Here is a 20,408-nt window from a genome sequence, read left to right on the forward strand (position 1 = left end):
CTTGCCTGCGAAGACATTCGCAGGATCAGCAACGCCCACTGTGGGAGCGGGGCGGGCGGCGAGCCATCTACCCGCGAAGAGGCCCGCGTTGACAACGCACAAGCGTGTGTATGTTTGGCGTGGAAGCTCAAACCAACGCAGGCGGCGCTCGCGTGCGCGCGCCGAGGAACACCGCCTGTGTAGCGTGCCCCGCGCGGGGCTCGGCCATGAATACACTGTGCGGGCGCTGCGCATTCGCCCCCGCAATGGCCAGCGCCTGAGGCAGCGCTGGGCAATGGAAGAACAGGCTGCAATAACCGCACTTTTCCATCAGCACGTGCAGGTCGCTGCTGCCCGCGGCGCTGCCGTGATGCTCGCCATGAGCCTGGTGGTCCATGGCGGGCATGTTGATGGCGGGCACGGCGCTGCCCAGCGCCACGCCGGACATCCTGTGGTCCATCGGCATGGATTGGGAAATCAGCGGGCCGATGAATATCATCAGCATCGCGAACAGGCTGATCCAGCTGGCGCGCGCCTTGGCAGACGGCGTGGAAGGAGGGCGCTTGGCGCTCAGCGCATTCATTCAGTCAATGCGCATGCTCGGTGGCCTCTTCCTGCGCGGGCGCCTGCTTGAGCACCTGTACCTCCACCACGAAATCACCGGCCTTGGCAAAGTGCAGCGTCACGGGAAAGTGCTGGCCGGCCTGCAATGGGCTGCTCAGCTTGAGATCCAGCAGCATCACGTGAAACGCCATCGGCGCGAAGACCGCGTGGCCGCTCGCCGGAACGGTGACACCCTGGACCTGCTGCATTTTCATCATGCCGTCCTGGTTGATGTGCTGATGCAACTGCGCCTCTGCGGCGATGGGCGTGTCGACGCTGGTCAGCGTGTCGTCGTCGAGCCCGCGGTTGCGCAGCTCGAAGTACACCGCCGCTGTCGGCGAGCCGGGTGGCAGTTCCTGGGACCAGGGTTCGACGATGAGCAGGTCACCCGCCTTGTATTGACGGACGTCGCCTTGCGCGGCGGCAGCGAGCAGCATGAGCACACAGGCAGACCAGAACCTTTTCATCGCAGACACCCCGGTACGAAAGCCGCCATTGTAGCAGCGGCGCGAGCCGCGTCGGCGGCATACGCAATAAATCTGGTCCACCGCGCAAACCGCATCATCAGGCACCGCAATACCCTGTAGCAGCGGCGCAAGCCGCGTCATCAGGCGCCGCGATTCATCTGCACCAGCAATGAGGCCGCATCCATGAACATGCGATCCACCGCGGGCAGCGCCGGGCGCTTGAGCACCAACACCGGCAACCCCATCTCCCGCGCCACCTGCAGCTTGGGTTCGGTCGCGCCGCTGCCGCTGTTCTTGCTGATCAGCACGTCGATGCTGCGCTGGGCGAACAAGGCGCGTTCGGCGTCCAGACAAAAGGGACCACGGGCGCCGATGACCTCGCATTGCGCCGTGCCTGGGTAGGGGTCCAGCGCCCGCAGGGTCCAATGCTGATGCGGCGGGATCTCGTGGAGGTGCTGCAGAGGTTCGCGACCCAGGGTAAACAGCGGTCGCTGGAACGGTGCCAGCGCCTGCACCAGTTCAGCCCAGTCGACCACCTCTCTCCAATCGTCACCCGCCTGAGGCGCCCAGGCCGGACGGCGCAAGGCCCAGCACTCGATGCCGGCCAGGCCCGCCGCCTTCGCCGCATTGGCGCTGATCTGCGCCGCATAGGGATGAGTCGCGTCCACCAGCAGCGTGATGCCCTCGCCACGAATGTAGGCTGCCAGCCCTTCGGCACCGCCATACCCACCGACGCGCACCTGACAGCGCAGGTCGGTCGGCACGCGGCCCACGCCCGCCAGGCTGTAGACATGTTCAGGCCCCAGGGTCCGCGCGATCGCCAGGGCCTCGGTCACGCCACCCAGCAGCAGGATGCGCTTCATGGACTCACCCCCGCCTGCCCGACGATCCCGCCCTGGCGATCGATGGCGAACACCTCCACCTGAACCCGATCCTGTACCACGCTGCAAGCGAATTGCCAGGCATGGCGGCAGACCTCATCGCCCAGCTTCACGCCCTCGGCATGGGCCAGGGCCAAGGCTTGCTGGCTGGTGTTGGCCGCGCGAATCCGCGTTTGCAGGTCACTGCCTGCGCCGACGTCGCTGGCCCAACCCGCCAGCTGTGCCAGATCGATACTCGAATGACGACTGTGCAGGTCCATGTGTCCGGCCGCCAGCTTGCTGATCTTGCCGAAACCGCCGCACAGGCTGAGTTTGTCCACGGGCACCTTGCGCAGATGTTTGAGTACCGCACCGACGAAGTCGCCCATCTCGATCAGGGCGATCTCGGGCAACGCGTAGACCTGGCGCATGGTGTCCTCGCTGGCGTTGCCGGTGCACGCGGCGATGTGCCGGTAGCCGTTGGTGGTCGCCACATCAATGCCTTGATGAATGGAGGCGATGTAAGCGGCGCACGAGAACGGCCGCACGATACCGCTGGTGCCCAGGATCGACAGCCCGCCGAGGATGCCCAGGCGCGGGTTCATGGTCTTGAGCGCCAGGCCAGCGCCGTTCTCGACGTTGACGGTGACCTCGAAGCCGCCGCCGTAGCCATGTTCCTCGGCCAAGCGCGCCAGGTGCTCGCCGATCATCCGCCGCGGCACCGGATTGATCGCCGGTTCACCGACACCCAGCACCAGCCCTGGCCGGGTGACCGTGCCTACGCCGACGCCAGCCACGAAATGGATGCCGGGCTCATCGAGCAGGCGCACCTGGGTGTACAGCAAGGCGCCGTGGGTCACATCCGGATCATCGCCGCCATCCTTGAGCGTACCGGCTTCAGCGCCGTCGGCATTCAGCCGGCAGAACTCCAGGCGCATCGACACCTGCTTGCCCTTGGGCAACACGATATGCACCGCATCGCTGGCGCCACCGCCGAGCAACAGGCGCGCGGCGGCCAGGCTGGTGGCCGTGGCGCAACTGCCGGTGGTCAGGCCGCTGCGCAGTGGTGCCGGCTGTTCCGCTGTTTCTTCACGCATCGAGGGGTTTGACCGCTTCGAGCAGGGTGATCGGCAACGCCTGGCGCCAGGTGTCGAACTCGCCCAACGGGCAGGCCTGGGCAATGTGCAGGCGGGTCAGTTCGCCGCCGTGGTGCTCGCGCCACTGCACCAGCGCCAGTTCGCTTTGCAGCGTGACCGCGTTGGCCACCAGACGGCCACCGGGTTTGAGCGCCGTCCAGCAGTCGGCCAGGACGTTTTCGCGGGTGACGCCACCGCCGATGAAGATCGCGTCAGGCGTGGCCAGCCCGGCCAGGGCCTGCGGCGCCCGACCGCGCACCAGCTGCAGGCCTGGCACGCCGAGGGCATCGCGGTTGTGTTCGATCAAGGCCTGGCGGCCCTCGTCGGATTCGACCGCGATGGCGCGGCAACTGCGGTGGGCACGCATCCACTCGATGCCGATCGAGCCACAGCCGGCACCGACGTCCCACAGCAACTCGCCCGGCTGGGGTGCCAGGCGTGCCAGGGTCACCGCGCGAATGTCACGCTTGGTCAGTTGGCCATCGTGGCGAAAGGCAGTGTCGGGCAGGCCGGCCAGGGGAGACAGCCGCGGAGCGTCCGGGCTTGCCTGGCATTCGAGGGCGATCAGGTTGAGCGCGGCGATCTCGCTGAAATCATCGTTGGCGGTACCGTCGATACGACGTTCGCCGGGCCCCCCCAGGTGTTCGAGCACGGTCATGCGGCTGGCACCGAAGCCGCGCTCGCGCAGCGACCGTGCAACGGCTTGCGGGCTTGCCCCGTCGTTGCTCAAGACCAACAGGCGCTGGCCGCTGTACAGGTGTGCCGCCAGCGCCGCGACCGGACGGGCGACCACCGACAGGGTCACCACGTCTTGCAGGGCCCAGCCCAGACGAGCAGCGGCCAGAGAGTAGGAGGACGGCGAGGGCAATACGTGCATCTGCGCAGCCGGGACCTGCCGCGCCAGGCTCGCGCCGACGCCATAGAGCATCGGATCACCGCTGGCCAGCACGCAGACCGCCTCGCCGGGCTCGGACAGTACCGCATCGAGGCTGAACGGACTGGGCCAGGCGACGCGGGTACCGACGATGCAGCGCGGCAGCAGTTCGAGCTGGCGTGGCGAGCCGACGATGCGCCGCGCGCTCAACAACGCACGTCGCGCCTGTTTGCCCAGGCCCGCAAATCCGTCTTCACCGATACCTACCAGGGTCAGCCAGGCCGACATGAATATTCCTCATACAAAACTATTCCGACGGGCAGACTTTTCATGCCTTCGGCCAAAGCAGGCATAATACCGCGCCTTACCCATTCCAGTGGTTTTTCGCGCGTGTCCGGTGCCCCTTTGAACAAGACTTCGAACGTTGTCCGCCCCTCGGCGTGTCCGGGGTTGCTGCGTATCGTGCAGGCATTGGACGGGGGGATCTGCCGTATCAAACTCGCCGGCGGCGAACTGGGTGCGGACCAGGCCGAGGCCGTCGCCGAAGCCGCCGAGCGGTATGCTGGGGGAACGATCGAGGCGACCAACCGCAGCAATCTGCAGATTCGAGGTATCGGTGAACGTCATCAGGCCTTGATCGAGCACTTGCTGCAGGCTGGCTTGGGTCCACGGGACGCGGCCGGTGACGACGTGCGCAATGTCATGCTCGGCCCCACCGCCGGCATCGACCCCCGCCAGGTCGTCGACACGCGCCCACTGGCGGCCCAGGTCATCCACAGCCTGGAAACCGAGCCGCGCTTCCATGCGCTGTCGGCCAAGTTCGCGGTGCAGTTGCACGGCGGCGAGCGCCTGGCGATGCTCGAGCATCACCACGATCTGTGGCTGTCGGCCTTCGAGCGTGATGGACAGTGCTGGTGGGCGTTCGGCCTGGCCGGCTGTCCCGGGAGCGACCCTGCCGTGGGCGCCGTGCCTTTCGACCAAGGCCATGCCTTGGTGGCGGCGGTGTTGGACCGCTTCCTCGAATTGGCGCGCCCTGAACACACGCGAATGCGCGATCTGCTTGCCGACGCCTTCTTCGCAGGCAAGGGGCTCAGCCGCCCGCCTCGCTCCCACAGGATCCTCGTCGCTGATACCAGCATGCCAGCCACCACAGCCAAGGCAGGCAAGATTGCTGCACCTGTGGGAGCGGGCCCTGCCCGCGAAGAGGCCGCCACTGACACTACCCAGGCATTCCTCAGCACCCTGGGTCTGCCTGTTTGCCCTGCACCACTTGGCAGGCCGCTGGCCACCTTCAAACTGGGCATCCAGCCACAGCGCCAACCGGGCCTGAGCTTCATCTGCACCCTGGCCCCCCTGGGACGGCTGACCCCAGCGATGCTGCGCGGCGCCGCCCAGCTCGCTCGCGAACACGGCAACGGCACCCTGCGCATGACCCCGTGGCAGGGCCTGCTGCTACCTGACCTGCGCGATCCCGAACCCGTGCTCCAGGCCCTGACCCAGCTGGGCTTCATCACCGGGCCGCAACAGCCCTTGGCGGCCATGATCGCCTGCACGGGCGCCAGCGGCTGTGCCAAGGGCCTGGCCGACACCAAGGCGGACGCCGTTCGCCTTGCCACCTTGCTGCCTGCACGGGCCCCCTTGAGCGTCCACCTGAGTGGCTGCCCGCGTTCCTGCGCTGCGGCCCACGTCGCCCCGGCGACCCTGCTGGCCAGTAGCGCCGGCCACTATGACCTGTATCTGCGCGACGCCGAACGACCCGGATTCGGGACTCTGCTCGCGCGCCATCTTTCACTGGATGCGGCCGCTGCCCTGCTGCGCGACCGCTCACGGAGCGACACCCATGATTGACTACATCCGCGATGGTCAGGAGATCTATCGCAACTCCTTCGCCATCATTCGTGCCGAAGCGAAGCTGGATCAGATCCCCGCAGACCTGGAAAAGCTCGCCGTACGGGTCATTCACGCCTGCGGCATGGTCGATGTCGTGCAGGACCTGCGCTTCTCGCCCGGCGCCGGCAAAGCCGGCCGCGACGCCCTTGCCGCCGGCGCGCCGATCCTGTGCGACGCGCGCATGGTCGCCGAAGGCATCACCCGCGCCCGGCTGCCTGCGAACAACCAGGTGATCTGTACCCTCAAGGACGACAGCGTGCCAGCCCTGGCCCAAGCCTTGGGCAACACCCGCTCGGCGGCTGCGCTGGAGCTGTGGCGGCCCCATCTGGAGGGCTCGGTCGTGGTCATCGGCAACGCGCCGACTGCGCTGTTCCACCTGCTCGACATGATCGATGCCGGCGCGCCCAAGCCCGCCCTGATCCTCGGCTTTCCAGTCGGTTTCGTCGGCGCGGCCGAGTCCAAGGCGATGCTGGCGGCGGACAGCCGTGGCGTGCCGTTCGTCATCGTCGAAGGCCGCAAGGGTGGCAGTGCCATGGCCGCCGCCGCGGTCAATGCACTGGCCACGGAGGTCGAGTGATGCAACCGCGTGGCCGTCTGCTGGGACTGGGCGTAGGCCCGGGCGATCCCGAACTGATCACCGTCAAGGCGCTGCGCCTGTTGCGCGAGGCGCCGGTGGTGGCCTATTTCGTCGCCAAGGGCAAGAAGGGCAACGCCTTCGGCATCATCGAGGGCCACCTGCAGGCTCTGCAAACCTTGCTGCCGCTGGTCTACCCGGTGACCACCGAAGCGCTGCCAGCGCCGCTGTCCTACGAGCAGGTCATCAGCGATTTCTACGACACCGCCAGCCTGGACGTCGCCGCGCACCTGGATGCCGGCCGCGACGTGGCAGTGATCTGCGAGGGCGATCCGTTCTTCTATGGCTCCTACATGTACCTGCACGACCGGCTCGCCGAGCGCTATGAAGCCCAGGTGATCCCTGGCGTCTGCTCGATGCTCGGCGGTGCTTCGGTGCTGGGCGCACCCTTGGTGTATCGCAACCAGAGCCTCTCGGTGCTCTCGGGCGTGCTGCCGGCGGACGACCTCAAGCGTCGCCTGGCCGACGCCGACGCCGCCGTGATCATGAAGCTGGGCCGCAACTTTCCCAAGGTCCGCCAGGTGCTGATCGAACTGGGCCTGGGCGAGCGCGCCCTGTATGTCGAGCGCGCCACCATGGCCAACCAGAAGATCGTCCCCCTGGCCGAGGTCGATCCGACCTCGTCGCCCTATTTTTCCTTGATCATCGTTCCGGGTGAGAGGTGGCAAGGCTGATGAACGCCCCAGCAATCGTCATTCTCGGCAGCGGTGCCCTGACCACCGCGCGGCGCCTGCAGCAACTCTATCCACAGGCGCTGATCCACGGCCTGGCCGAGCGCGTGACCGGTGTCGAGCGCAGCTATCAGGACTTCGGCGCCACCTTGCGTCAGTTGTATCGACAGGACACCCCGATCATTGCCCTGTGCGCGGCGGGCATCGTCATCCGCTGCCTGGCGCCGCTCCTGCTGGAGAAGGGCGCCGAACCGCCGGTGCTGGCCGTGGCCGAAGATGGCAGCGCGGTGGTGCCGCTGTTGGGTGGCCTGGCCGGGGTCAACGTGCTGGCTCGCGAGATTGGCGCAGGCCTGGGAATTGCGGCTGCGATCACCACCAGCGGCGAGCTGCGCTTCGGTACCTGCCTGCTCAACCCGCCCAGCGGCTATGCCCTGGCCGACCTGGAACTGGGCAAGCGCTTCGTTTCCGACCTGCTCGCCGGTGAGCGGGTGCGCGTCGAAGGCGCCGCGCCCTGGCTCGCCGACGCACGGCTGCCCGAAGACGCACAGGCGCGCCTGGCCATTCATGTTGGCAGCGAGGCGCGGGCACCGGTTGCCCACGAACTGCTCATCCATCCGCGCAACGTGCTGGTGGCGGTGAATTCAGCGTTGCCCCATTTGGCGGAGGCCGTGCGTGACGCACTGCAGGGCCGTCGTATTGCCCTGCCATCACTGGCGTGCCTGCTGGCGGACGAGGGCGCCATGGCCGATTCTGCGCTGCACGATGCTGCCGCCGACTTGGGCGTGCCGCTGCGGTTTGCCCCGGCGCAAGGCTCGCTGGTGCAGATGGCCGGCCACGCGGTGCCGCAGTCGTCGCCCGTGGCGATCGGCGAACACATGGCAGTCGCCATGGCCGAGCAGCCACTGGACCTGTCAGGTATTGGCCGGCCGCGCGGACGTCTGGCCGTCATCGGCCTGGGCCCCGGCGCCGCCGACCTCATGGTCCCGGCGGTCAAGACGGAGCTGGCGCGTGCCAACGACATTCTGGGCTACGAGACCTACGTGCGCATGGCCGGCCCGTTCCGCGCCGATCAGGTGCTGCACTGCACCGACAATCGCGAAGAGATGCAGCGTGCCCGGCACGCGTTCGAATTGGCCGCTCAGGGTCGCTCGGTGGTGGTGGTGTCGTCCGGTGACCCCGGCGTGTTCGCCATGGCGGCTGCGGTGCTGGAAGCGCTGCACGAATCCGCCGACCCGAGTTGGCACGCGGTAGAGCTGCAGATGCTGCCAGGCGTCTCGGCCTCCCTGGCCACGGCGGCCCAGGCCGGCGCACCGCTGGGCCACGATTTTTGCGTATTGTCGCTGTCCGACAATCTCAAACCCTGGGCCATCATCGAGAAGCGCCTGGACCTGGCCTGTCAGGCTGATCTGGCCCTGGCGTTCTACAACCCGATTTCCCGCTCGCGGCCGTGGCAACTGGGCAAGGCGCTGGACATCGTTCGCCTGCATCGCACGCCTGCCACCCCCGTGGTGCTGGGCCGCGACATCGGCCGTCCCGGCCAGACCTTGCGGGTCATCACGCTGGGCGAGCTGACGCCTGAGCAAGTGGACATGCGCACCATGGTGCTGGTGGGTTCTTCCACTACCTGCACCTTCGCCAAGGCCGCAGGCGGCACCTGGGTATACACCCCACGCTGGTACGGCACCAAGCCCTGATCTACAAACGAACACCAACCGCTGCCGGACGCCCCCTGTAGCAGCGGCGCAAGCCGCGTCAGGCTGCACCGCGCATTTCCTGACGTACCGCGTGTGACGCCGACGCGGCTCGCGCCGCTGCTACGGGGTCAGGGGGTTTTCAACGGGGGGGATGATGGCCTCGCGCTGGGAGGCCCAGTGCTCCACCAGTTCGCGCAATTGCGACATTTCGATCGGCTTGGCCATATGCCCGTCCATGCCGGCCTGGCGCGCCTGCTCCTTGTGCTCGCTGAGAATATGCGCGGTCAGCGCCACCACCGGTGTGCGCACGCGCTGGTTGCCCATTTCCCAGGCACGCAACTGACGGGTCGCCGAGAAGCCGTCGAGAATCGGCATTTCACAGTCCATCAGCACCAGGTCGTAACGCTGGGCCTTCATCGCCTTCAGGGCTTCCTCGCCATTGCTGGCCGTGTCGGGATGCAGGTTGAGCTTGCCGAGCATGCCGCGGATCACCTTGGTGGAAATGTTGTTGTCTTCGGCCACCAGAATACGAAAGTCACCTGGCACATCGATCGGCGCCAGGTGGGCGGCAGCGAGTGGCGGTGCCTCGCTTTCTCCACGATGGCTGAGCTCGTCGGCCAGGGTGGTCTTGAGGGTGTACCCGGCCACCGGTTTGGCCAGGATGCGCTTGATCCCGGCATTGCGCGCGACCACCTTGCTCGGCGCATTGCTGATACCGGTAAGCATGATCAACAGAATGTCGTGGTTCAGGCTTGGATCTTCCTTGATCTTCGCGGCCAGCTGCATGCCGGTCATGCCGGGCATGTTCTGGTCCAGCAAGACCACGTCGAAATAGTCACGCAGGTGCGCCTTGGTTCGCAGCAAGGCCAAGGCCTCCTTGCCCGACGGCACGGAGCTGACATTCAGGCCCCAGGCACTGCACTGCTGCACCAGTACCTTGCGGCAGGTCTCGTTGTCGTCGACCACCAGCACCCGCGCGTTCTTGAGCGGCAGGTCGAGGTCCGAAGAGGGCTGCTCGAGGCGTTGCGGATCCAGCGGCAGGGTCAGCCACAGGGTGCTGCCATGCTCGCTGCCGCTCTTGATGCCGAAATCTCCCTTCATCAACAGCACCAGTTGGCGGGCGATCACCAGCCCCAGATGCCCGCTCAGGCGGTTGCCGTCGAGCAGGTTGGTACTGCGCAATTCGGTGTGCAGCAGCGCTTCGCGTTCGGCGCCGGGCATTGGTTCGCCACTGTCCTGCACGGCGATGCGCAGGCGCGGGGTGGCGCTGCGCTGGTCGAGCGCCACCACCAGCAGGATCTCGCCCTGGTCGGTCTTCTTCAGCGCATTGTCCAGCAGGCTCAGCAGCGCCTGGCGCAGGCGTGTCGGATCACCACTGATGACTCGCGGAACCTGGGGCTGGGTAAAACTGATCAACTCGATGTTCTGCTGCTCGGCCTTGGCGCGAAAGATGTTCAGGCAGTCTTCGATCAGGGCGTGCAGGTCGAACTGCACATCGTCCAGTTCGATCTGCCCGGATTCGATCTTGGAGATGTCGAGGATCTCGTTGATCAGACCGAGCAGCTCATTGCCGGCACTGTGGATGGTCTGCACGTAGTCGCGTTGCTTGACCGACAGCGGTGTGCCCAGCAACAGTTCGGTCATGCCCAGGACGCCGTTCATGGGGGTGCGGATCTCGTGGCTGAGCTTGGCCAGGAATTCCGCCTTGGCGTTGATCTCGGCAGTGCTGGCCGCCAGCTGCCGGCTGGCGCTGAAGCGATCCTCGCTGATGCTGCGCAGGCGCTGGGTCAGCGCGGCGTTGAGGATCACCCCGCCCACCATGGCAAACCCGAGCAAGGTGAAAATCAGCCACTGCGAAGGTGTGCGGGTCAGGCCCAGCAGCGCCGGCAATACCACCAGGCACCCCAGGTTGCACACCAGCAGCCCCAGGCAGAAGGTGCGTGCCGGGCGATAGCCCTGCAGCCAGTGCCAGATGCCGATCATCAGCATGGTCATGCTGGTCAGGGCCAGCAGGCCGTAGGCGAAGAAGTTGAACGGCAGGCCGTCGATGAACAGCAACAACAGCCCGCACAGGGCGATCAGGGCAACCTCGGCCTTGATGATGCGGTTGGAGCGCTGATGGCCGCGTACGGCGAAGAAACGCAGGCAGAACATCAGCCCGGTCATCGATGCCAGCAGCAGTGCGCTGTAGGCGGCGGGTGTACGCGCTGCCGGCCACAGCGAAACCCAGGGCCCGGTGAAGTTGAACAGGATCAGGGCCGAGGCCAGCAGGCAGGCCTGGGAGCAGGCCAGCCACAGGCTGCTGCTGGAGCGGCGATGGGCGAAGCACATCAGGTTGTGCAGGATGAGCATGGCAACGCAGCCCAGCAGCAGCCCGAACAGCAACGGCTCCCGTTGATCGGCGGCCGCTGCGGAAGAGGATTGCAGAACGATGCTGGGGCGGATCTGGTGTTCGGAGGCAATACGCAGGTACACGTCGAGATGCTTCTGGCTCACCGGCAAGGTCAGCAGATGGTCGCTGCTGGCCAGCGGCGCCTCGGTGTTGGCATCGGTGTCCGACGACACACGCCTGATCAGCGTGTCGGCGTCGAGCACATAGAAATCCAGGGCCTTCAGGTCAGGGCAGAAAATACGCAGCAACAATTCCTGGTCGGTCGGCGGCAGGCGATAGTGCAGCCACAACGCGCCGTTGGGCCCGGCCGCGTTGACCTGGCGCAGTTGCACCGGGGCGAACTGGTTCTGGAAGCGTTCGGAGCGCACGTCGCCCAACTGCAGCCGGCCGTCTTCGTCCATCAACATCGACCAGCCGCCCACCGACTCTGCCTGGGCGCCGAGCACACAGAGCAGGGCCAGCAGGCCGGCGGTGAATCCTATGGCAGTCCTGAGCCAGCGCAAGGCGAAATCCCTTCGTAGATGAATGCCTGATTATAGCCGCGTGCGCCATGAAACGTGTGTCGGGGGCTTGAAGCCCCCGACAGTCACCACGCTTATTTGCCGCTTTCGCGGGCAATGGCCCGGTAGCCGATGTCATGGCGATAGAAACAACCCTGCCAATCGATCTTCGCGGCCAGCGCATAGGCCTGGCGCTGCGCGGCGCCGACGCTGTCGCCCAGTGCCGTGGCGCACAGCACGCGGCCACCTGCGGTGACGACCTGGCCATCCTTGAGCGCGGTGCCCGCATGGAACACCTTGCCGGTCTCGGCAGCCGCCGCGTCCAGGCCGCCGATCGCATCACCCTTGGCATAGTCGCCCGGATAGCCACCCGCCGCCAGCACGATGCCGACACTCGGCCGTGGGTCCCACTGAGCCTCGACCTTGTCCAGCGCCTGGGCGAAAGCCGCTTCGATCAGCAGGATCAGGCTCGACTGCAGGCGCAGCATGACCGGTTGGGTTTCGGGGTCGCCGAAACGGCAGTTGAACTCGATGACCTTGGGGTTGCCGGCCTTGTCGATCATCAGCCCGGCATAGAGAAAACCGGTGTAGACATTGCCTTCTTCCGCCATGCCGCGCACGGTCGGCCAGATGACCTGATCCATGACCCGCTGGTGAACCTCGGCGGTCACCACCGGGGCAGGGGAGTACGCACCCATGCCGCCGGTGTTCGGGCCGCTATCGCCGTCGCCCACGCGCTTGTGGTCCTGGCTGGTGGCCATGGGCAGCACGTTCTTGCCATCGACCATGACGATGAAGCTGGCTTCCTCGCCGTCGAGGAATTCTTCGATGACCACCCGCGAACCCGCGTCACCGAAGGCGTTGCCGGCGAGCATGTCGCGTACGGCGTCTTCGGCTTCCTGCAGGGTCATGGCAACGATCACGCCCTTGCCCGCAGCCAGGCCATCGGCCTTGATCACGATCGGCGCACCTTTTTCACGCAGATAGGCCAGTGCCGGCTCGATCTCGGTGAAATTCTGGTAATCGGCGGTAGGAATCTTGTGCCGCGCGAGGAAATCCTTGGTGAAGGCTTTCGAACCTTCGAGCTGGGCCGCGCCTGCGGTGGGGCCGAAACAGTCCAGGTTGCGCGCGCGGAACAGGTCGACCACGCCAGCCACCAGCGGCACTTCAGGGCCGACGATGGTCAGCGAAACGTTCTGTTCGGCGAAGTCCGCCAGTTGCTCCAATGCCAGCACGTCGATAGCGACGTTCTCGCACTTGGCCTCGGTGGCGGTACCGGCATTGCCCGGTGCCACGAAAACTTTCTGGACCCGTGGGTCCTGGGCGACTTTCCAGGCCAGCGCATGCTCGCGCCCGCCGCTGCCGATGATCAATACGTTCATGGTTCAAAACCTCGGTAAAGCGGAATTCTAGGGGTGTTCGCGGTACACCGCGTAACGACCTGACGCGGCTTGCGCCGCTGCTACAGGGGCGGCGTACCCGTGAAACATCACTGTAGGAGGCCGCATCTTCAATGCGGCCGTCGCCAGATCAGTGGCGGAAGTGGCGCATGCCGGTAAATACCATGGCGATGCCGGCTTCGTCAGCGGCCGCAATCACCTCGGCATCGCGCATCGAGCCGCCCGGTTGGATCACGGCGGTGATGCCCACCTTGGCGGCATTGTCCAAGCCGTCGCGGAACGGGAAGAACGCATCCGACGCCATGACCGAGCCCTGCACCTGCAAGCCGGCATGTTCAGCCTTGATCGCCGCGATGCGCGCCGAATTCACCCGGCTCATCTGCCCAGCACCGACGCCGATGGTCTGGCGGTTCCTGGCGTACACGATGGCGTTGGACTTCACATACTTGGCGACTTTCCAGGCAAAGATCAGGTCATGGATTTCCTGCTCGCTGGGTGCCCGGCGCGTCACGACCTTGAGGTCATCGGCACCGATCATGCCGATGTCGCGGCTCTGCACCAGCAGCCCACCGTTGACGCGCTTGTAGTCCCACGCCTCGGCACGCTCGGCCGACCACTGCCCGCAGGCCAGCAGGCGCACATTGGCCTTGGCCGCCACGATGGCGCGGGCTTCCTCGCTGACGCTCGGGGCAATGATCACTTCGACGAACTGACGCTCGACGATGGCCTTGGCAGTGGCCGCATCCAGCTCGCGGTTGAAGGCAATGATGCCGCCGAACGCCGATTCGGTATCGGTGGCGTAGGCCAGTTCGTACGCCTGACGGATGCCGCCCTCGGCGTCCGGGCACACGGCCACGCCGCAGGGGTTGGCATGCTTGACGATGACGCAGGCCGGCTTGACGAAGCTCTTCACGCACTCCAGGGCGGCGTCGGTATCGGCCACATTGTTGTAGGACAGCTCCTTGCCCTGCAGCTGGGTTGCCGTGGCAATGCCCACTTCGGCCGGCTGCGCCTCCACATAGAATGCCGCTTTCTGGTGCGGGTTCTCGCCGTAGCGCATCTCCTGCGCCTTGACGAACTGGCTGTTGAAGGTCCGCGGAAACTCGCCGCGGCCTTCGGTGCCCAGACGCTCGCCGGTCTGGTCGATGGTGCCCATGTAGTTGGCGATCATGCCGTCGTACGCGGCGGTATGTTCGAACGCCTTGAGCATCAGGTCGAAGCGCTGCGCGTAGGTCAGGCCGCCGGCCTTGAGCCCGGCCAGCACCTGGGCATAGTCACCGGCGTTGACCACGATGGCCACGTCCTTGTGGTTCTTCGCCGCGGAACGGACCATGGTCGGCCCGCCGATGTCGATGTTCTCGATGGCCGTGGCCAGGTCGCAGCCAGGCTTGGAAATCGTCGCCTGGAAGGGGTAGAGGTTGACCGCCACCAGGTCGATCGGCTGGATGCCGTGCTCGGCCATGATCGCGTCGTCGGTACCGCGACGGCCGAGGATGCCGCCATGGATCTTCGGATGCAGGGTTTTCACGCGGCCGTCCATCATCTCGGCGAAGCCGGTGTAGTCGGCCACTTCCACGGCGGCCACGGCGTTGTCGCGCAGCAGCTTGAAGGTACCGCCGGTGGACAGGATCTCGACGCCAAGGGCTTCCAGTTCGCGGGCGAATTCAACGATTCCGGTCTTGTCGGAAACGCTGATCAAGGCGCGGCGGATCGGCAGGCGGGTGGTCTGGTCGGTCATCACGATTTCCATCTTCAAAGCGTAGAAGTCAACAAAAAAGGCGAACCGCTGGGTCGCCTTTTCTGGTTTGAATGCTTCGGTTACAGCAGGTCGTACTGCTTGAGTTTCTTGCGCAGGGTGCCTCGATTCAGGCCCAGCATCTCGCTGGCCTTGGTCTGGTTGCCCTTGACGTGGTTCATGACGCTTTCAAGCAGGGGAGCTTCGACTTCGGACAGCACCAGGTTGTACACGTCCGTGACGGAGGCGCCTTCGAGGTGGGCAAAGTAGTTGTGCAACGCCTTCTCGACACTGCCGCGCAGGGTCTGGCCCTCTTCGCTCGGCGTGTTCAGATGCTGCTTGAGGTTTACATTGTCGCTCACAGGCGTTGTTCCACTCACTAAAGTCTCGCTCATCATCGTCATGCGGCCACCTCTTTCGCGTCCCTTTCACCAAGGCTTCTATAGCGCTCGCCGAAAAACTCGCGAACGTTGGCGCATTGCTCTTGCGTCTCTTGCAGCCCATTGAAATGGCTGCGAAATTCACGCCCGCCAGGCTGTGTACACAGATACCAGCCAACATGCTTGCGGGCGATGCGCACGCCCATCACATCGCCGTAAAAGGCGTGCAGGGCCTGCAGATGTTCCAGCAGAATGCTTTCCACTTCACTCAACTGCGGTGCCGGCAGCAGCTCGCCGGTGCGCAGGTAATGCTCGATCTCCCGGAAGATCCAGGGCCGACCCTGGGCCGCGCGCCCTATCAGCAGGCCGTCGGCACCGGTCGCCTGCAGTACCTGCCGGGCCTTGTGCGGTGAATCGATGTCGCCATTGGCGAAGACCGGGATGGACACCGCCTGCTTGATCGCAGCGATGGTGTCGTATTCGGCTTCGCCGGTGTAGAGGTCGGCGCGTGTGCGACCGTGCACCGCCAACGCGGCGATGCCCGACTGCTCGGCAATCTTTGCAACAGCGATGCCATTGCGGTTGGAGCGGTCCCAGCCCGTGCGAATCTTCAAGGTCACCGGTACATCCACGGCGGCCACCACAGCTTCCAGAATCTGCGCCACCAGCGCTTCGTCCTTGAGCAAGGCAGACCCCGCCGCCTTGTTGCACACCTTCTTCGCCGGGCAGCCCATGTTGATATCGATGATCTGCGCCCCGGCCTCCACGTTCGCCCGTGCTGCCTGGGCCAGCATCTGCGCGTCCCCTCCGGCGATCTGCACCGAGCGTGGCTCGGGATCGCCCTCGTGGACCATGCGCAGACGGGACTTGCGGCTGTTCCACAGGCTCATGTCGCTGGTGACCATTTCCGACACCACCAGGCCTGCGCCCAGGCGTTTGCACAACTGACGAAAGGGCTGGTCGGTAACCCCGGCCATGGGGGCCAGGATCAGCGAGTTGTTCAAGGTGTATGGGCCGATGCGTACCGCCGACATAGGACTTCCCTGTTGTGGGGCCGGATCATGAGAGTTCGAAAAAGGGTTGGCATAATACCCGCTCTCGATGACGGGTTAAAGATAGATTTGGATAAAATCTGAACAGTTATCTGCCCGCGCGGACAGCTTTGAACAGGCGCAGTCCACCCTTGCCCCAGAGCATCTGGCTATTCGGGCGAGCGGAAACTGAGGCTGTAATTGACCGCCGAAGGGCCTGGGTCGAGGATGTCCAGGGCAATGTGGATGGGCGTTTGCGGCGGCATCTCGGCCTTGCCGGCCAACTCGCCGTCGAGGTATTCGCTGGGCTTGAAGCGACGGCTGGCGATCAACTGGCCATTGAGGTCGGCAAAGCGCAGCTCCAGCAACGGAAAAGGCTGCGAGAACGCCGCGCGGTTGTAGATGATCGCATCCACCACCAGCGCCCCGGCGAACTCGGGATGGCTGCGCACCACCAGGTTGCTGCTTTTTACCAGGGCAATATCGACCTTGGCCGGCACACTGCAGCCTATAACGGGGCACAGCTGCTGGAACAGCGGCCGGTACTGGTCCTGACGGGCCAGTTCGGCGAAATGATAGACCACGTACTGCACGCCCAGGCCCAACGCGGCAACGATCGCCAGGCCCAGCCACAACAGGCGCTTGCCCCAGTGCGAGCGGGGCTTCTCCCAGGCCAGTTGCATCGGCTCGTCCAGCAGGTCGGCCAGATCGTCCTCATCCCGCACGGCAGGTTCATTGCGGGTTGCCTGGCCCTTGCGAGTGCTGGTGGCGGCAGCAAGAGGCGGCTCGTCTCGATCATGCTCGTCGAGTGCCGATAACCGGCCGTGGCCATCCACCGACGGCTCGTCATCGACGTGGGCCTGGTCGAGGGCCTCGGAATGGGAAAACGAAGGCTCTGTCCGCTTGGCAGGTGTCGGCGCTTGGTCTTCGTCCAGTGCCGGCAGCCGTTCGATGATCGGTGGCAAGGCCGCCGCATCGGTATCGGCGTCGTCCCGGCGCGCGCTCAGGCTGTCCATTCTGGGAGTGTCACCCAGCTCGAGCCGATCCAGGTCTATGTCACCATTGGTCCACGGCCGCGGAGCCAGCTCCGGCGGTCTGGGCAAATTGGCCGGGGTCAGGGTCGCGCTCTGTTCGAGCAGCTGTCGGGCCGCATTGAAGACCTGCAGGCAGGAGCCGCAGCGAACCACGCCGCGCGCCACGCTCAACTGGTTGTGGCTGACGCGGAAGCTGCTTTGGCAATGCGGGCACTGGGTGACGAAACTCTCGCTCATGCGCAGGTCCTGGTAGGGCCGGGGGACATTCTGGATGGAGCTCAGCGGCGACGGCCGCTGATGCGTACCCAGCCGTCACGGTTGGCAATCGGATCCAGCTCGAAGTCCTGTGCGTAGGCTGCCGCGACTTCTTCGCCCTGTTCGGCGAGGATGCCGGACAGCGCCAGCAGTCCGCCAGGCCGGACCAATCCGCTGAGCTGGGGTGCGAGGCTGACCAGGGGACCTGCAAGAATGTTGGCGACCAGCACATCGGCCTGCTGAGCGGGGAGGTCGGCAGGCAGGTACACCGGGAAGCGATCGTCGGCAATGCCATTGCGCTGGGCGTTGTCGCGTGAAGCCTCCAGCGCCTGCACATCGATGTCGGTGCCAACCGCCTGACGCGCGCCCAGCAGCAACGCAGCGATGGCCAGAATGCCCGACCCGCAGCCGAAATCCAGCACCTGCGTGTCCTGCAGCTGCTGCCCGTCCAGCCATTCCAGGCACAGTGCCGTGGTCGGATGGGTGCCGGTGCCGAACGCCAGGCCTGGGTCCAGCAGCAGGTTGACCGCCTCGGGTTCCGGGGCCTGGTGCCAGCTGGGCACGATCCACAAACGGCGGCCGAAGCGCATGGGCTGGAAATTGTCCATCCAGCTGCGCTCCCAGTCCTGGTCCTCGATCACTTCGGCGTGATGCTCGGGCAGGGCGGCGTCGGTCAACAACTGCAAGTGGGCGAAGACTGCGCCGGCGTCGGTGTCGGCTTCGAACAGCGCCAGCAAGTGGGTGTGCGACCAGAGCGGCGTGGTATTGAGTTCGGGCTCGAAGATCGGCTGGTCTTCGGCATCCATGAACGTCACGGACACGGCACCGACTTCCAGCAGGGCGTCTTCATAGGTTTCGGCTTGTTCTGGGCTGATGGCCAGACGGACTTGCAGCCAAGGCATGGCGGGCACCTTCGATCTAAACGGGGGGCGCAGCACGTTCGCTGCGACAAGCGCGCCAGTTTACGCGAGGACAGGCGCGAGGACCAAAAAAAACCCGGCTCGAAAGCCGGGTCGTTTTTACATCTACACCTTCACGTCGCCAACCGAATCACTTCTGACCGGCCAGCTTGTGTTCCAGGTAGTGGATGTTGACGCCGCCCTTGCAGAAACCTTCATCGCGCACCAGGTCGCGGTGCAGTGCGATGTTGGTCTTGATGCCGTCCACGATGATCTCGTCCAGGGCGTTGCGCATACGGGCCATGGCCTCGTCGCGGTCCTTGCCCCAGGTGATCAGCTTGCCGATCAGCGAGTCATAGTTCGGCGGTACCGCATAGCCACTGTACAGGTGCGAATCGACGCGAACGCCATTGCCGCCCGGTGCGTGGAAATGCTTCACGGTGCCGGGGCTCGGAATGAAGCTCTTCGGGTCTTCGGCGTTGATCCGGCACTCGAGCGAGTGACCGCGAATGACCACGTCGTCCTGGGTGAACGAGAGCTTGTTGCCGGCGGCGATGCTGAGCATCTCCTTGACGATGTCGATACCCGTGACCATCTCCGATACCGGATGCTCTACCTGCACGCGAGTGTTCATCTCGATGAAGTAGAACCGGCCGTTTTCGTAGAGGAACTCGAAGGTACCGGCGCCGCGGTAGCCGATCTCGATGCAGGCCTTCACGCAACGCGCCAGGACTTCCTCGCGCGCTGCTTCGTCGATGCCCGGTGCCGGTGCTTCTTCCAGCACCTTCTGGTGCCGGCGCTGCAGCGAGCAGTCACGGTCGCCCAGGTGGATTGCCTGGCCCTGACCGTCGGACAACACCTGGACTTCCACGTGACGCGGGTTGGTCAGGAATTTTTCCAGATACACCATCGGGTTGCCGAACGCGGCACCGGCTTCGGTGCGGGTCAGCTTGGCCGAGGCGATCAGGTCTTCTTCCTTGTGCACCACGCGCATGCCGCGACCACCGCCGCCGCCAGCGGCCTTGATGATCACCGGATAGCCGACTTCACGGCCGATGCGCAGGGCCTCTTCCTCGTCTTCGGGCAGCGGGCCATCGGAGCCGGGCACCGTCGGTACGCCCGTCGCGATCATCGCGTGCTTGGCCGACACCTTGTCGCCCATCAGGCGAATGGTTTCTGCAGTCGGGCCAATGAAGGCGAAACCGGATTTCTCGACCTGCTCGGCGAAGTCCGCGTTCTCGGCGAGAAAGCCGTAGCCTGGGTGAATGGCAGTGGCGCCAGTCACTTCGGCCGCGGCAATGATCGCCGGGATATGCAGATAGGACAGGTTTGCAGGCCCCGGCCCGATGCACACCGACTCGTCAGCCAGGCCAAGGTGCATGAGCTCCTTGTCGGCCTTGGAGTAGACGGCAACGGTCTTGATGCCCAGCTCTTTGCAGGCACGCAGGATCCGCAAGGCGATTTCGCCGCGGTTGGCGATCAGAACTTTTTCCAACATCGCAGGCTCTCCGCTGGTCAAACGATGGTGAACAGCGGCTGGTCGTACTCAACCGGCTGACCGTCTTCTACCAGGATCGATTCGATCACACCGCTGGTTTCAGCTTCGATGTGGTTCATCATTTTCATTGCTTCGACGATGCACAGGGTATCGCCTTTCTTGACCGTCTGGCCTACTTCGGCAAAGGCCGGCGAGGCTGGCGACGCCTTGCGGTAGAAGGTGCCGACCATCGGCGAACGGGCCACGGTGCCGTTGAGCTTGGCAGCCACAGGCTCGGCCGGGGCGGCAGGTGCAGCGGCGACGGGCGCTGCGGCAGGCGCGGCCATCGGCGCCGGTGCATAGTACTGCTGGGCCGGGGTCTTGCTGTGACGGCTGATCCGTACGGATTCTTCGCCTTCCTTGATTTCCAGCTCGTCGATGCCGGACTCTTCCAGCAGCTCGATCAGTTTCTTGACTTTACGAATATCCATCAATCA

General features: G+C 65.2%; 18 protein-coding genes. 4 read left to right on the plus strand and 14 right to left on the minus strand.

Annotated features, from left to right (window positions below; genetic code table 11):
- Positions 1-127: 127 nt before the first annotated feature.
- From IFT44_RS12775 to cbiE, 5 genes are all read right to left on the minus strand, one after another.
- The gene (locus tag IFT44_RS12775) at positions 128-562 is read right to left on the minus strand and encodes a DUF2946 domain-containing protein (protein ID WP_192175989.1); all 435 of its coding nucleotides are present in this window, start codon (positions 560-562) and stop codon (positions 128-130) included.
- Positions 563-566: 4 nt separating this feature from the next.
- Positions 567-1,049, minus strand: coding sequence for a copper chaperone PCu(A)C (locus tag IFT44_RS12780; protein WP_446730949.1), 483 nt, complete (start codon positions 1,047-1,049; stop codon positions 567-569).
- A gap of 140 nt (positions 1,050-1,189) precedes the next feature.
- Positions 1,190-1,912: a cobalt-precorrin-6A reductase gene (locus IFT44_RS12785; RefSeq protein ID WP_192102913.1), complete on the minus strand. Its 723-nt coding sequence runs from the start codon at positions 1,910-1,912 to the stop codon at positions 1,190-1,192.
- The gene (locus IFT44_RS12790; protein WP_192059108.1) at positions 1,909-3,006 is read right to left on the minus strand and encodes a cobalt-precorrin-5B (C(1))-methyltransferase; all 1,098 of its coding nucleotides are present in this window, start codon (positions 3,004-3,006) and stop codon (positions 1,909-1,911) included. The genes IFT44_RS12785 and IFT44_RS12790 overlap by 4 nt, the downstream gene beginning before the upstream one ends.
- On the minus strand, positions 2,999-4,207 hold the full coding sequence (cbiE, locus tag IFT44_RS12795) for a precorrin-6y C5,15-methyltransferase (decarboxylating) subunit CbiE (RefSeq protein ID WP_192102915.1): 1,209 nt from the start codon (positions 4,205-4,207) through the stop codon (positions 2,999-3,001). Before cbiE ends, IFT44_RS12790 begins: the two co-directional genes overlap by 8 nt.
- 42 nt (positions 4,208-4,249) lie before the next feature.
- Between cbiE and cobG the strand changes: the two genes are divergently transcribed.
- From cobG to cobJ, 4 genes are read left to right on the plus strand one after another with little or no spacing between them, the layout of a single operon-like run.
- On the plus strand, positions 4,250-5,767 hold the full coding sequence (gene cobG / locus IFT44_RS12800) for a precorrin-3B synthase (RefSeq protein ID WP_192102917.1): 1,518 nt from the start codon (positions 4,250-4,252) through the stop codon (positions 5,765-5,767).
- Positions 5,760-6,386, plus strand: coding sequence for a precorrin-8X methylmutase (locus IFT44_RS12805; protein WP_122480317.1), 627 nt, complete (start codon positions 5,760-5,762; stop codon positions 6,384-6,386). Before cobG ends, IFT44_RS12805 begins: the two co-directional genes overlap by 8 nt.
- Positions 6,386-7,117, plus strand: a complete 732-nt coding sequence (locus tag IFT44_RS12810) for a precorrin-2 C(20)-methyltransferase (RefSeq protein ID WP_122480316.1) — start codon at positions 6,386-6,388, stop codon at positions 7,115-7,117. Before IFT44_RS12805 ends, IFT44_RS12810 begins: the two co-directional genes overlap by 1 nt.
- A complete protein-coding gene (gene cobJ, locus IFT44_RS12815) occupies positions 7,117-8,808 on the plus strand; it encodes a precorrin-3B C(17)-methyltransferase (protein WP_192059113.1) in 1,692 nt (563 codons plus the stop codon). The genes IFT44_RS12810 and cobJ overlap by 1 nt, the downstream gene beginning before the upstream one ends.
- Positions 8,809-8,928: 120 nt before the next feature.
- On the opposite strand, the gene IFT44_RS12820 is transcribed toward cobJ, so the two are convergent.
- From IFT44_RS12820 to accB, 9 genes are all read right to left on the minus strand, one after another.
- Complete coding sequence (locus tag IFT44_RS12820) at positions 8,929-11,703, minus strand: hybrid sensor histidine kinase/response regulator (protein ID WP_192059115.1); 2,775 nt, start codon at positions 11,701-11,703, stop codon at positions 8,929-8,931.
- Between the two features lie 92 nt (positions 11,704-11,795).
- On the minus strand, positions 11,796-13,082 hold the full coding sequence (gene purD, locus IFT44_RS12825) for a phosphoribosylamine--glycine ligase (protein WP_185795277.1): 1,287 nt from the start codon (positions 13,080-13,082) through the stop codon (positions 11,796-11,798).
- Between the two features lie 148 nt (positions 13,083-13,230).
- A complete protein-coding gene (purH, locus tag IFT44_RS12830) occupies positions 13,231-14,838 on the minus strand; it encodes a bifunctional phosphoribosylaminoimidazolecarboxamide formyltransferase/IMP cyclohydrolase (RefSeq protein ID WP_122480312.1) in 1,608 nt (535 codons plus the stop codon).
- An 80-nt stretch (positions 14,839-14,918) separates the two neighbouring features.
- On the minus strand, positions 14,919-15,239 hold the full coding sequence (gene fis / locus IFT44_RS12835; RefSeq protein WP_049861977.1) for a DNA-binding transcriptional regulator Fis: 321 nt from the start codon (positions 15,237-15,239) through the stop codon (positions 14,919-14,921).
- Positions 15,236-16,249: a tRNA dihydrouridine synthase DusB gene (gene dusB / locus IFT44_RS12840; protein WP_192059117.1), complete on the minus strand. Its 1,014-nt coding sequence runs from the start codon at positions 16,247-16,249 to the stop codon at positions 15,236-15,238. The genes fis and dusB overlap by 4 nt, the downstream gene beginning before the upstream one ends.
- 167 nt (positions 16,250-16,416) lie before the next feature.
- A complete protein-coding gene (locus IFT44_RS12845; RefSeq protein ID WP_192059119.1) occupies positions 16,417-17,517 on the minus strand; it encodes a DUF3426 domain-containing protein in 1,101 nt (366 codons plus the stop codon).
- Between the two features lie 41 nt (positions 17,518-17,558).
- Positions 17,559-18,437, minus strand: coding sequence for a 50S ribosomal protein L11 methyltransferase (gene prmA, locus IFT44_RS12850; protein ID WP_122480309.1), 879 nt, complete (start codon positions 18,435-18,437; stop codon positions 17,559-17,561).
- 148 nt (positions 18,438-18,585) lie between these two features.
- On the minus strand, positions 18,586-19,932 hold the full coding sequence (accC, locus tag IFT44_RS12855; RefSeq protein WP_122480308.1) for an acetyl-CoA carboxylase biotin carboxylase subunit: 1,347 nt from the start codon (positions 19,930-19,932) through the stop codon (positions 18,586-18,588).
- 17 nt (positions 19,933-19,949) lie between these two features.
- A complete protein-coding gene (accB, locus tag IFT44_RS12860) occupies positions 19,950-20,402 on the minus strand; it encodes an acetyl-CoA carboxylase biotin carboxyl carrier protein (protein ID WP_122480307.1) in 453 nt (150 codons plus the stop codon).
- Positions 20,403-20,408 lie beyond the last annotated feature (6 nt).

The sequence above is a fragment of the Pseudomonas sp. CFBP 13710 genome (genome assembly GCF_014842235.1).
GTDB lineage: Bacteria > Pseudomonadota > Gammaproteobacteria > Pseudomonadales > Pseudomonadaceae > Aquipseudomonas > Aquipseudomonas baltica.